The sequence below is a fragment of the Micromonospora sagamiensis genome (assembly GCF_014680085.1).
GTDB classification, from domain to species: domain Bacteria; phylum Actinomycetota; class Actinomycetes; order Mycobacteriales; family Micromonosporaceae; genus Micromonospora; species Micromonospora inyonensis.
Genome location: NZ_AP023438.1, coordinates 1,178,419 through 1,191,281, shown reverse-complemented (window position 1 = coordinate 1,191,281; position 12,863 = coordinate 1,178,419). Strand labels below are relative to the sequence as shown.

Below are 12,863 nucleotides of genomic sequence, written 5' to 3'. Positions count from 1 at the left end.
GCCCACCGGGACCCCGTTCGGTGTGCCCGCCGGTTCCCTATGCTCGGGTCCATGGAACTGCGCGTCTTCACCGAACCCCAGCAGGGGGCCAGCTACGACCAGCTGCTCGCCGTGGCGCGCTGCGCGGAGGACGCCGGTTACGCTGCCTTCTTCCGCTCCGACCACTACCTGAGGATGGGCGGGGTCAGCGGGGAACCCGGCCCCACCGACGCCTGGACGACCCTGGCCGGACTGGCCCGGGAGACCAGCCGGATCCGTCTCGGCACACTGATGACCGCCGCCACCTTCCGGCTTCCCGGCCCGCTCGCCATCACGGTGGCCCAGGTGGACGCGATGAGTGGCGGCCGGGTCGAGTTCGGCGTCGGCACCGGCTGGTTCGAGGCGGAGCACCAGGCGTACGGCATCCCGTTCCCGCCGCTCGCCGAGCGGTTCGACCGGCTCGAGGAGCAGCTCGCCGTCATCACCGGCCTGTGGCAGACGCCGGCAGGGGAGACCTTCGACTTCTCCGGGAAGTACTACACCCTCACCGGTTCCCCGGCACTGCCGAAGCCGGTGCAGTCGCCCCGGCCACCGGTCCTGCTCGGCGGGATGGGTGCGAAGCGTACGCCCCGGCTCGCCGCCCGCTTCGCCGACGAGTTCAACCTGCCGTTCGTCGCGGTCGACGACACCGCCGCGCAGTTCGGCCGGGTCCGCGACGCCTGCGCGGCGATCGGCCGGGACCCGGCGGAGCTGTGCTGGTCCAACGCGCTGGTGCTGTGCTGCGGCCGGAACGACGCGGAGGTCCGGCGGCGGGCCGAGGCGATCGGCCGGGACCCGGACGAGCTGCGCGAGAACGGACTCGCCGGCTCGCCCGCCGAGATCGTCGACAAGATCGGCCGGTACGCGACCGTCGGCAGCCAGCGGATCTACCTCCAGGCGCTGGATCTGGCCGACCTCGACCACCTGGACCTGGTCGCCGCCGAGGTCATGCCGCACGTCTGAGCCGGCTGCCGCGGTGGCCGACCCGGCGTCGACGCCGACGGCAGCGGCAACCACCGGTGCCGCCGGCAGCGGCGGTCGCGGCTCCGGGCACGCACGCCGGCAGCGGCGGTCCGGGCACGCCGGCGACCGAGGGGAGAGGTCATGGCAGCGGACGGGCGCGGCACACCGGACACCGGGGTGCCCCCGCGGAACTGGGCCGGCAACGTCACCTGGTCGGCGGCCCGCCGGCACCGGCCCACCTCGGTCGACGAGCTGCGCGATCTGGTGGCGGCGAGCCGGCGGGTCCGGGCGGTCGGCAGCCGGCACTCCTTCAACCGCCTCGCCGACACCAGCGGCGACCTGGTCGCGGTGGACGGCCTGCCGCCCACCGTCGAGGTCGACCCGGCCGCGGGCACCGCGACGGTGGCGGCCGGCCTCCGCTACGGCGAGGTCGCGACGCGCCTGCACGAGCAGGGGTACGCCTGCGCGAACCTGGCCTCCCTGCCGCACATCTCGGTCGCCGGGGCGGTCGCCACCGCCACCCACGGCTCCGGCGTGCGCAACGGCAACCTGGCCACGTCGGTCGTCGCGGTGGAACTGGTCACCGCCGACGGTGACCTGGTCCGGGTGGACTCCTCCGACGGACGTTTCGCCGCCCTGGTGGTCGGTCTCGGCGCGTTCGGGGTGGTCACCCGGCTCACCCTGGCGTTGGTGCCGGCTTTCGAGATGCGCCAGTACGTCCACCTGGACCTGCCCCGTGAGGCGATGGACGAGGCGTTCGCCTCGGCGTACAGCGTCAGCCTCTTCACCAGCTGGCGGGGGCCCGGGTTCGACCAGGTGTGGCGCAAACAGCTGGTTGACCAGGAGCCGCCACCGGCCCGGTGGCTCGGCGCGACGGCGGCCGACACGCCCCGGCATCCGGTGCCGGGCATGTCCGCCGACCCCTGCACCGTGCAACTCGGGGTGCCCGGACCCTGGTACGAGCGGCTGCCGCACTTCCGGCCCGGCTTCACCCCGAGCAGTGGCGCGGAGTTGCAGTCGGAGTACCACGTGCCGAGGGCGGCGGCGGTCGAGGCACTGGCCGCGCTGGACGGCGTCCGCGACCGGATCGCGTCGGTGTTGCAGATCTGCGAGCTGCGGACGGTCGCCGCCGACCGGCTCTGGCTGAGCCCGCAGTACGACCGGGACACGTGCTCGATCCACTTCACCTGGATCGCCGACGCCGGGGCGGTCGCCCCGGTGGTGGCAGCCGTCGAGGAGCGGCTGGCCACGTTCGCGCCCCGTCCGCACTGGGGGAAGGTCTTCGGGCTCACCCCGACGGCGGTGGCCGCCGCCTATCCCCGGTTCGCCGACGCGGTCGCCGCGACCGTCGCCGCCGACCCGACCGGCAAGTTCCGCAACGACCTGCTGGAGCGCTACCTCCCGCGCTGAGGCCGTACGACGTCGCCGCCGTCCGGGACCGGGTACGCCAGAATCGGGGCCGTGTTCTTCGGCATCCTGGGCCCGGTCGAGGCGCGTACCGTCGACGGGACGTCCGTGCCCCTGGGCGGGCGGCAGCTGCGGGCCCTGCTCGCCCTGCTCCTGCTCGACGCCGACCGGGTGGTCACCACCGACCGCCTGATCGACGGGCTGCACGGCGAACACCCGCCGGTCGGCGCGGCGAACGCGCTCCAGTCCCAGGTGTCCCGGCTGCGTCGGGCGCTGCGCGCCGCCGGGACCGGGCCGCTGGTCGAGGCGCACCCGACCGGGTACCGGCTCGCCGTCGACCCGGAGGACGTGGACGTGCACCGGGTCGTCCGGCTCGGCCGGGCCGGACGCCAGGACCTCGCCGCCGGAGCCCCGGCGCGGGCGGTCGCCCTGCTCGGCGAGGCGCTCACGCTCTGGCGGGGGGAGCCACTCACCGACGTGGCCGCCGCGCCGTTCGCCACCGCACAGGTCACCCGCCTGACCGAGCTGCGGCTGGGCATCGTGGAGGAGTACGCCGAGGCGGCCCTCGCCGCCGGGAACCCCGACGCACCGATCGTCGCACTGGGCGAGGTGGTCGCCCGCCACCCGCTGCGGGAACGCCCCCGTGGGCAGCTCATGCGGGCGCTGCACGCCACCGGCCGGTCCGCCGAGGCGCTGCGGGTCTACGCCGACCTACGCCGTACGCTCGCCGGGGAACTCGGCGTCGAACCCTCCGCCGAGCTGGCCGCGGTGCACCTGGCGGTGCTGCGCGACGAGCGCGACGACCGGGTGTCCCCGCCGCCGGCCCGGCTTCCCGCGCAGCTGAGCAGCTTCGTCGGCCGGGAGGACGAACTGGCCCGGGTGGCGGGACTGCTCGACGCCGGGCGGTTGGTCACCGTCACCGGACCGGGTGGGGTCGGCAAGACCCGGCTCGCGGTCGCGGCGGCCGGCCGGCGTACCGGTGAAACCTGCTTCGTCGATCTCGCTCCGCTGCCGTCCGGCGCGCGGGTCGCGCCCGTCCTGCTCGACGCGTTGGGCCTGCGCGAGTCCGGGCTCGGCCTGCCCGGCGTGAACCGTGCCCCGATCTCCGGCCCACCCGACGCCGGCCGCCCTACTGCCGGCCCACCCGCTGCCGGCCCGGTCGGCGGCCTGTCCGGTGCCGGCGGGTCGTCCGCCGTCGGTGTGCCCTCCGGCGGCGCCGATCCGGCGCTGGCCCGCCTGGTCACCGCGCTGTCGGACCGGCGGATGCTGCTCGTGCTCGACAACTGCGAGCACGTCGTCGGCGACGCCGCGCCGGTCGTACGCCGTCTCCTCGCCGCCTGCCCCGACCTGCGGGTCCTGGCCACCAGCAGGGAGCCGCTCGGCCTCACCGGGGAACTGCTCTGCCCGCTGGCCCCGCTGCCCGTGCCGAACCGGGAGGCGCCGGTCGGGACCGCCGTCACCGCCCCGGCGTTGCGCCTCTTCGCCGACCGGGCCGCCGCGGTACGTCCGGACTTCGTCCTCGACAGCGGCACCGTCGACACGGTACGGCGTATCTGCGCCGCGCTGGACGGCCTGCCCCTGGCGATCGAGCTGGCGGCGGTACGGGTACGCGCCCTGCCGCTGGCCGAGGTGGCGTCCCGGCTGGACGACCGCTTCCGGCTGCTCTCCCGGGGTGACCGGACCGCCGCGCCCCGGCACCAGACGCTGCACGCCGTGGTCCGCTGGAGCTGGGACCTGCTCAACGACGCGGAACGGCGACTCCTGCGCCGGCTGACCGTCTTCGCGGGCGGGGCGACGGTCTCCGCGGCCGAGCAGGTCTGCGGTGGTAGCAGGGGTCCCCTGCTACCGCTTTTTGAGGAGGAAGGGCCCCCTGCAACCACCCGGCGCGGGCCGGACACCGCCGAACTGCTCGCCGCGTTGGTGGACCGGTCGCTGCTCGAACACACCGCCGGCCGGTACCGGATGCTGGAGACGGTGCGGAGTTTCGGTGCCGAGCGGCTCGTCGAGGCCGGCGAAGACGATCTCCTCCGTCGGGCGCACGCCGCGTACTTCCTCCGCCTGGCCGCGACGGCGGACGGCTACCTGCGCCGGGAGGAGCAGGTCGACTGGCTGCACCGGCTCCGCGCCGAACACCGTAACCTGGACGCCGCCCTGCGCTGGGCGGTCACCGCCGACCTGCCGCTGGCGATGCGGCTGGTCGGCGCGCTGAGCGCCTACTGGTACCTGCGTGGCCTGCGCGGCGAGATCGCGCCGCTGGCGGAGCGGCTGCTGCGCGCGGTCGGCGCGGAACCTCCCGACGGGCTGGCCGAGGAGTACGTGATCTGCGTGGTGTACGCCGTGTCCGGTGGTGCCGGTGCCGGGCTGTCCGACCACGTACGACGGGCGACCGCCCTGATGGACGCGATGGACCACCCGCCCCGGCAGCCGTTCCTCAACGTCCTCTGGGCGCAGTTCGCCGGACCGCCCGGCGCGGAACTGCCCCGGCGCAGGCGGCTGATCGGCGCGGACCCGTGGTCGCAGGCGCTCGGCCACTTCGGCAACGGCTTCCTCGCCCTGTTCCAGGGCATCGTCGACACGGCCGAGTCGGAGCTACGGCAGGCGCTGGCCGGGTTCCGGTCGGTGGGCGACCGGTGGGGCGTGTCGCAGGCGCTGGACGGGCTGGCGACCATCGCCGCCTGGCGCGGCGCGGACGACGAGGGCCTCGCCCTGCGTGATGAGGCTTTGGAGCTGGTCCGGCAACTCGACGCCTACGAGGAGGTGGCGGACCTGCACTGCCGGCGGGCCGAGCGACTGCTGCGGGCCGGTGACGCCGACGCCGCCCGGGCCGAGTACGAGCGGGCCGCCGATCTCGCCCGCCGTGGCGGCATGTCGACGACGGCGGCGCAGGTCACCTGGGGCCTCGGCGAGGTGGCCCGATTGACCGGTGACCTGGCGGAGGCGCGCCGCCGGCAGGCGGAGGCGCTGGCCCGGGTCTCGGAGGGATGGACGGACGCCGCGATCCGGGTCGCCGCGTTGACCGCGCTGGGCCGGGTGGCGCAGGCCGGGGACGAGCCCGCCGAGGCCCGCCGCCGGCACCGGGAGGCGCTCGACGCGGCCCTCCGCCGGCACAACGGGGCGACCATCGCCGACGCGGCCGAGGGGCTGGCCGGGGTGCTGCTGGCGGAGGGGGCAGCCGAGCGGGCGGCGTGGCTGCTCGGGGTGGCCACGGCGGTACGCGGCCTGCGGGTGACCGCCTGCCGGGACGTGGCCGTGGTGGTCGGCGGGGCGCGGGCGGCGCTCGGCGAGGCCGGCTACGTCGCCGCCTTTGCCCGGGGTGCCGCGCTCAGTCACACCGAGGGCCGCGCCGCCCTGCGGGAGCTGATCCGCACCTGACCCACCACGTGCGACCCGTCCGTCGGGCAGCGGCCGTCCCGGTGTGCGCCGCGCTGACCGGCGACAGCGCTTCCGGTCAGCGTCCGGTGCGCGTCCGGTCAGCGTGGACGGACACCCTCGACGGCAGCACACCGTTCCCTGTCGACGAGGAGCCCGCCGTGGCCGAGACCGGTACGACGCAGACCGCCCCGCCCGCCGTCCCGACGCCGTCCGGACCGGACCCCGGTCCAGGACGGAGCAGACGCACCCCGGCCACCGGAACCCGTCCGGAGCCGGCCCGCCGGTGGTGGCGTCGCCCCTGGATGGCGCCCCTGGGGGTGGTGCTGGTGCTGTTCGTGGCCTTCTCCCTGCCCCCGTACCTGAGCCTCGACCCGGAGCAGTCGCGGATCACGCCGCCGGAGGGGGTGCCCCTCTACCACCCGCTGCTGGTCGCGCACGTCCTCTTCGCCTCGGTCGCCACGCTGACCTGCTGGTTCCAGGTGTGGCCGTGGTTCCGGCAGCGCTTCCCGGCCGCCCACCGCCGGATCGGCCGGATCTACGTCTTCGCCGGGGTGCTCCCCGCCGGGGTGATCGGTTTCTACCTCGGCGCGGTGACCCCGTTCGGGCCGGTGGCGCGGGTCAGCGGTGTGGTGCTGGCCCCCCTCTGGCTGATCTGCACGATGGTCGGCTGGCGGCGGGCCCGGCAGCGCCGGTTCGCCGACCACCGCCGGTGGATGGTCCGGAGCTTCGCGCTGACCGTGTCGATAATCACGAACCGGATCTGGGGCGTGGTCTTCTTCCTGCTGCTGCACCCGCAACTGGAGACCACCTTCCACGGTGACGAGAAGCTGATGAGCTGGATGGTCGCGGGGGCGACCGCCTGGCTCGGCTGGACGCTTCCGCTGCTGGCCGCGCAGTGGTGGCTGGACCGCCACCCCTCCCGCCGCCCCACCCGCACCGGCTGACCGCCCCGTCCCGGCCCGGCTGACCGCCCCACCGGCACCGGCTGACCGCCCCGCCCGGCTGACCGTCCCGGCCCGGCTGACCGCCCCGTCCCGGCCCGGCGGGCGGTGTCACCGCTGGACGGCGAGCTGCTCGCGCATGCTGCTGCGCTGCACCGCCCGGCTGATGTCGCTGGGGGAGACGATCCCGACCAGTCGCCCGTCGACCACCACCAGCGCCCGGCCGTCGGCGCACTCGCTCAGCCGGGGGAGCAGGTCGGTCAACTGTTCCTCCGGCCGGGCCAGCACCAGCTCGTCGGCGCGGCAGGCCACCTCGGCGAGGGTGGTCGCGCCGCGCCGATCGGCCGCGACGTGCCGGACCCGGTCCAGGGTGACCAGGCCGACCGGTTGCCCGTCCTCGGTCAGCGGCAGCGCCGAGTGCCGGTACGCGAAGAGGTAGTGGTCGACGAAGTCGCCGACGGTCATCTCCGCCGAGGCGGTCTGCGGTTGCGGGGTCATCACGTCGGCGACCCGTACGCCGCGCAGCGCCGAGCCGACCCGGGCCTGCCGTTCCTCCATGCTCGCGGCCCCGATCAGGAACCAGCCGATCAGCACCAGCCAGAGCCCGCCGATGCCGGCCCCGACCAGGAACTGCCAGAGGCCCAGCCCGATCAGCAGCACGCCCAGCACCCAACCGGCGCGGGCCGCCACCACCGAGGCGCGGGTCCGGTCCCCGGTGGCCTTCCACACCGCGGCCCGCAGCAGCCGTCCGCCGTCGAGTGGGGCGGCCGGCAGCACGTTGAAGATGGCGAGCAGGAGGTTGATCCCGGCCAGCCAGGAGAGCGCGCCGACCGCCAGCCCTCGCTGCCCGGCGAGGGCGAGCGCGACGGCGGCCCCGCCGAAGAGGACACCGATGATCAGGCTGACCAGCGGTCCGATGCCGGCGATGCGCAGCTCCGCGCCCGGATTCGGCGCTTCGCCCTTCAGTTCGGAGACCCCGCCGAACAGCCAGAGCGTGATGCCCTCGACCCCCAGGCCGTTGCGGCGGGCCACCACCGCGTGGGCGACCTCGTGGGCGAGCAGGCCGGCGAAGAAGACCACCGCCGCGGCGAGCCCGGCGAGCACGTACGCCCAGAGCGGCTCCCCCGGGTAGGCGCGCGGAAACTGTCGCGCGGCCAACCCCCAGGCGATCAGCGCGAAGATGACCAGGACGCTCCAGTTGACGCCGACGGGCACGCCGGCGACCCGGCCGAGCCGGAAACTCGCCCTCATGGGCGGACGGATACCCCACCGGGCGCGGAACATGCCGGCGGCGGACGACACCGGTTGGTCAGAGGTGGGATCCCCTCCCCGCAGGGCTGCCGGGGAGGGGATCCTGGGATGACGGTGATCCGCGAGCCGGTGGCGCTACGACAGGCGGGCGCCCACGTGGATGGCGATCGCGTCGTGGGCCGCGACGTTCGCGGCGAACCAGCCGCCGGAGTCGACGGTGACCACCGGGCCGCTGCACGAGCCGTTGCTCAGGGTGCCGTGGATGACGTCGCAGTACCGGCCGGCGGGCAGGCCGGTCTGGTAGGAGCGGCCGTTGACCGCGAAGTCCTCGTCGTTGATGGTGATGAAGCCCTTACCGGTCCGGCTGAACGCGATGTGCTGGTAGCCGTTGTCCCACCAGTTGGAGACGCCGGCGCCCTCGGTGGCGTTGCGGAAGCCGACCATGTTGGCGATGACCGGCCAGCGGTGCTCGCACTCCCAGCCGGAGTAGCAGGTGGTGTTCAGGGTCTTGTTGCTGCCGTCCGAGGGCGGCCCGGCGTCGCGGTCGGTGAAGGTGTAGCTGGACATCACCGACGGCGACCCGTACGGCCAGGCCAGCATGAAGGCGTTGGCCAGCGCGTAGATGCCCCGGTCCTTGTACGTCAGCACGCCGCCGACGTCCCGCTGGGTGTCGTGGTTGTCCACGAAGACCGACGCCACGCCGCCGGGCAGGTGCCCCCAGCCCTCGCCGAAGTTCCGCAGGTACGCCAGCCGCTCGGAGCGGAACACCCGGGCCAGGTCCTTGCCGTAGCGGAACTCGTGCACGTCGCCGTTGCCGGTGTACTCGCCGGGCTGAATCGGCTCACCCGCGCCGTAGATGACCTCCTGCACGATGTACGCCGAGCGGGAGAGCTTGCCCTTGATCGCGGCGATGTCGGCGGCCGGCATGTGCTTGCTGGCGTCCATCCGGAAGCCGTCCACACCGAGGGAGAGCAGGTCGTTGAGGTACCCGGCGATCCTCGTCCGGACGTAGTCCGACTCGGTCCTCAGGTCGGCGAGGTTGACCAGCTCGCAGTTCTGCACCTCGTACCGGTCGCCGTAGTTGGCGATGTCGTCGTTGCCGTTGCGCCCGCAGTGGTGGAAGTCCTGCGACTGGTAGATGCCCGGGTAGTCGTAGTGCTGGTACGACGAGCCGGCCCATCCGGTGCCGCCGGCGTCCTGGCCGGACATGTGGTTGACCACCGCGTCCACGATCACCTTCACGCCGGCGGCGTGACAGGTGTTCACCATGGACTGGAACTGCGCGCGGGTGCCCTTGCGGGACTCGATGCGGTAGCTGACCGGCTGGTAGGCCAGCCACCACTGGTTGCCCCGCACGTGCTCCTGCGGGGGCGAGACCTGGACGTAGCCGTAGCCCTTGGGGCCGAGCACGGTGGTGCACTCGTTGGCCACCGAGGGCCAGTTCCACTCGAACAGGTTGGCGATGACCTTCTTGGTGCCGGAGGGGGCCGCGGCGGCCGGGGGAGCCGCCACGGTGACGGGTGCGAGCAGGCCGGCGAGCAGGCCCACGGCCAGCAGTGCGGAGCCGCGTCGACGTCGAAGCATCTCAACTCCTGACGGGGGTGGGGACGGGGGTGGGGACGCGCCAGGGACAGCCTCGGTGCTGCCTTCTTGCAGTAGCAGCTGAAACTTGCTGAAAGGTTACGAGCGCTTTGCAGTGACTGTCAACGCATTGGCGTGTATCACTGCTGGCCGCGTCCACTGTGGAGGGCTTGCAACGATTTCCCGTGGTCGCCGGACGTGCGCGAGTGGCGCCGTCGCGCCCACAGTCCGGAATCGGATCGACACGTAAAGTGAATAATCCTTACCATTGAGGCTCGTCGAACTGTCGATCACGGGGCAGCCGTGTCCGCCCGCCAGGTCGGCCGCTCTTCCACATCCCTCGCTGTCCGGCTCCGCGATGCCCGGCTCATCCCGTGTACCAACGAACGAGAGGTCAGACACGTGCGGGAGTACTACGACGTCGTGATCATGGGCGGTGGCCCGGCCGGGTCCACCCTCGGCGCCCTGCTCGCCCAACGCACCGACCTGCGGATTGCGATCTTCGACAAGGAGGTCTTCCCCCGTGAGCACATCGGTGAGTCCTTCGCCCATCCCGTCGTTCCCGCGTTGCAGGAGAGCGGAGCGCTGGCCAAGGTCCTCGCCAGCCCGTGCTGGGTGAAGAAGTTCGGCGGCATCTTCGCCTGGGATCCGGAGCGGCCCAGCGTCGCCCTGTTCGACCAGGTGCTGTTCGAGCGGGACGGCGTGCTGCGGTGGACGATGCACGTCAACCGGGCGGAGTTCGACCACATCCTGCTGGACCACGCCGCGGACGTGGGCGTGGACGTCTTCCAGGGCGTGGCGGTGACGGCGTACGAGCCGGACGGGCACGGGGGGCTGGTGCGGCTGGACGGTGGTCGGGCGGTGCGCGCCGGGTACTTCGTGGACGCGTCGGGGCGGCAGAGCAGCGTCTCGGCGGCCCGTAACAGGCGCGGCTGGCTCTCCAACTTCAAGAACATCGCGATCTGGCAGCACTTCACGAACTGTGGCCAGACCCAGAACCTCGCCGCCGACTGGAACATCTTCACCGCGGACAACCTCTCCCCGATCGGCTGCTTCGCCTTCCGCGACGGCTGGTGCTGGTACATCCCGGTGCCGAAGATCATCGACGGGCGGCGGGTCCTGACCCACTCGATCGGCATCGTGACGAACCCGGCCGTGCTCCGGGAGCCGGGCCGCGACTTCACCGACCAGAAGACCTTCCTGGAGACGGTGCGTCAGGTGCCGTACCTGAAGGACCTGATCGGCGAGGCCGTCCCGGTCGCCGACGGCATGCTGACCGCCACCAACTACTCGCGCGTCAGCGAGGAGTTCGCCGACTACGACGAGCGGCACCTGCTCGTGGGCGACGCCGCGTTCTTCGTCGACCCGCTCTTCTCCTCCGGTGTCGCGGTGGCCCTGACCCAGGCGGCCTCCGCCGCGCTCCTGATCCGCAAGACCGTCGACGGCAGCCTCGACGAGACCGACCAGCGCCACCTGTGGCAGGACTACAACACCAAGTGGCACGGCACCGCCGAGACGTTCGCGCTGATGATCGACCAGTGGTACCACGCCATCGCGAAGAACAATCCGGGCAGCGTCTACTGGAACACCCGCGGCACCGGTGCCGACCTCGGCATCCGCGAGCAGACCTTCGACGCGTTGCTCAACACCGCCTTCCAGCCGGCGTTGCTGGAGGTCATGACGCACGGCAGCCGGAAGGTCGAGGACCTGGACGCGGCGGGCCCGTACCTGGCGGCGACCGCCCTGGCCGAACCGGCGCAGCTCACCGACGACGCGGTCATCGCGCTGGCCCCCACCGCCGCCATCCGCGACAGCGTCACGTTCGCGGCGCCGGGCTTCAAGGCGACCAATCCGCCCGCGAACGTCCAGCTGCCACCCGCGATCGTGGACGGGATGACGGACTACTGGCGCAACCCCCTCACCAACGCCACCGCGTCACCGTCACCGCTGCGCGACACCGTCCCGTGCCGGCGGATCCACTCCACCGACGACCCCCACGGTCCCACCATCGACGCCGACCCCCACCGGGACGGGGTGGACGAGCTGTGGACCCTGCTGGCCGCCGGACCGGTCAAGTACGGCGAGATCGCCGCACGCCTCACCCCGCCGCAGACGCGTCTGGTCAAGCGGATGTGCGTCACCGGCTTCCTCCAGGTCAACCCGGCATCCTGAGAGCGGGTGGCCCCACGACGGCCGGGCCGGGGGCGGTCCGGCCCGGCCGTCACGGGCGTCAGAGCCGGATCGGCATCAGCAGCGAGTAGGTCAGCTCGTCGTCCGGGCGGCGCACGGCCAGCGGGCTGATCGGCCCGTCCAACTCCAGCACGAGCTGCCCCCGGCCTGCCGCGTCCAGGGCGTCGAGCAGGAACTCCCGGTTCACCCCGATCCGCAGGTCGTCCCCGGTCGGAGCGTCGTCGCCGACCACGCGCAGGCCGCCCCGGTCGTCCACGCTCAGCACGGTCACCTCGTACCGGATGCCGTCGTGCTCGCGCAGGACGGTCGGCGCACCGCCCAGCGTGGCCCGCAGCGCGGGCACGTCCACCGTGGCCCGGCGGGCCGGCGCGGCGGACACCCGGTCGCGCAGCAGTCGCCGATGGTCGGGGTAGTCGACGTCCACGGCCCGGCCGGTGATCCGCTGGTCGCCGACGCCGACGGTGATCCCCTCGGCGTCCACGGTCAACGACGCCTCCCCGGCTCCGGCGGCGGCGAGCAGCTCGCGTACCCGGTCGGCGACGTCGACCGGCACCGGCACCCGCACCGGCGGGCCGGTGACGGCGGCGGACGCGCCGGCCACCGCCAACCGGAACCGGTCGGTGGCGACCAGGGTCAGCGTGTCCGGCCCCACGTCCAGCAGGACGGTGGCGAGCTGCGGCAGCTGCGGATCGTTGCCCACGGCGAAGCGGACCGCGTCGAACGCGGCAGCCAGGGCGGTGCGGGGCAGGGTGAGTCGGGTGGTCATGACGGTCTCCTCGTGATCGAGCAGGGCACGGATCCGGGAGAGTTCACGGCGGGCGTCGGCGAGCCCGTCCTCCAGCCTGCGCAGGTGCGCGTCGAGCAGCCTGTGCACCACCGCCGGTTCGGCGGCCGCGACGGCGGCGGTGATGCCGGCCAACGGCATCCCCACCCGGCGCAGCCCGGCCACCAGCCGGGCCGTCCGCACCTGGTCGACGGTGTACCAGCGATACCCGGTGTGCGCGTCCACCCACGCCGGGGTCAACACCCGGCCCCGGTCGTAGAAGCGCAGCGCGCTCACCGTCAGGCCGCTGGCCCGGGCCAGCTCGCCGATGCTGAGCAGTTCCCTCTCCACGGGTACCGATGCTGGTCCCTCGACCT

The 12,863-nt window shown here is 73.6% G+C and carries 8 protein-coding genes; 5 read left to right on the top strand and 3 right to left on the bottom strand.

All coding sequences use genetic code 11. The features are described 5' to 3' along the window. The first annotated feature begins 51 nt into the window (after positions 1–51). The 4 genes from IGA62_RS04825 (at position 52) to IGA62_RS04810 (ending at position 6,704) form a co-directional block, all read left to right on the top strand. Entirely contained in the window at positions 52–981 is a 930-nt protein-coding gene (locus IGA62_RS04825) for an LLM class F420-dependent oxidoreductase (protein ID WP_145816071.1), read from the top strand. Positions 982–1,122: 141 nt separating this feature from the next. Further along, positions 1,123–2,391: a D-arabinono-1,4-lactone oxidase gene (locus tag IGA62_RS04820; protein WP_186499743.1), complete on the top strand. Its 1,269-nt coding sequence runs from the start codon at positions 1,123–1,125 to the stop codon at positions 2,389–2,391. A gap of 51 nt (positions 2,392–2,442) precedes the next feature. Then, positions 2,443–5,760 carry a BTAD domain-containing putative transcriptional regulator gene (locus IGA62_RS29920; RefSeq protein ID WP_145816073.1) on the top strand — a complete coding sequence of 1,106 codons (3,318 nt, stop codon included), beginning with the start codon at positions 2,443–2,445 and terminating at the stop codon, positions 5,758–5,760. Between the two features lie 158 nt (positions 5,761–5,918). Continuing rightward, positions 5,919–6,704 carry a DUF2306 domain-containing protein gene (locus IGA62_RS04810; protein ID WP_232624876.1) on the top strand — a complete coding sequence of 262 codons (786 nt, stop codon included), beginning with the start codon at positions 5,919–5,921 and terminating at the stop codon, positions 6,702–6,704. A gap of 108 nt (positions 6,705–6,812) precedes the next feature. Here IGA62_RS04810 and IGA62_RS04805 read toward each other — a convergent pair whose 3' ends face one another. Together IGA62_RS04805 and IGA62_RS04800 are read right to left on the bottom strand one after the other, a co-directional pair. Beyond that, on the bottom strand, positions 6,813–7,952 hold the full coding sequence (locus IGA62_RS04805; RefSeq protein ID WP_145816074.1) for a site-2 protease family protein: 1,140 nt from the start codon (positions 7,950–7,952) through the stop codon (positions 6,813–6,815). Positions 7,953–8,087: 135 nt separating this feature from the next. Further along, positions 8,088–9,536 (bottom strand): alpha-amylase, encoded by a 1,449-nt coding sequence (locus tag IGA62_RS04800; RefSeq protein WP_145816075.1) that lies wholly within the window; start codon positions 9,534–9,536, stop codon positions 8,088–8,090. A gap of 399 nt (positions 9,537–9,935) precedes the next feature. Here IGA62_RS04800 and IGA62_RS04795 point away from each other — a divergent pair, with 399 nt between their 5' ends. Continuing rightward, positions 9,936–11,705: an NAD(P)/FAD-dependent oxidoreductase gene (locus tag IGA62_RS04795; protein ID WP_232624875.1), complete on the top strand. Its 1,770-nt coding sequence runs from the start codon at positions 9,936–9,938 to the stop codon at positions 11,703–11,705. A 58-nt stretch (positions 11,706–11,763) separates the two neighbouring features. Here IGA62_RS04795 and IGA62_RS04790 read toward each other — a convergent pair whose 3' ends face one another. Next, the gene (locus IGA62_RS04790; protein ID WP_377464347.1) at positions 11,764–12,837 is read right to left on the bottom strand and encodes a DNA polymerase III subunit beta family protein; all 1,074 of its coding nucleotides are present in this window, start codon (positions 12,835–12,837) and stop codon (positions 11,764–11,766) included. Between the last annotated feature and the right edge of the window lie 26 nt (positions 12,838–12,863).

Excerpts from the sequence above, each read along its gene's own strand:
- IGA62_RS04825 (WP_145816071.1), top strand. The coding sequence starts at position 52 with ATGGAACTGCGCGTCTTCACCGAACCCCAGCAGGGGGCCAGCTACGAC.
- IGA62_RS04820 (WP_186499743.1), top strand. The coding sequence starts at position 1,123 with ATGGCAGCGGACGGGCGCGGCACACCGGACACCGGGGTGCCCCCGCGG.
- IGA62_RS04805 (WP_145816074.1), bottom strand. The coding sequence starts at position 7,952 with ATGAGGGCGAGTTTCCGGCTCGGCCGGGTCGCCGGCGTGCCCGTCGGC.
- IGA62_RS04800 (WP_145816075.1), bottom strand. The coding sequence starts at position 9,536 with ATGCTTCGACGTCGACGCGGCTCCGCACTGCTGGCCGTGGGCCTGCTC.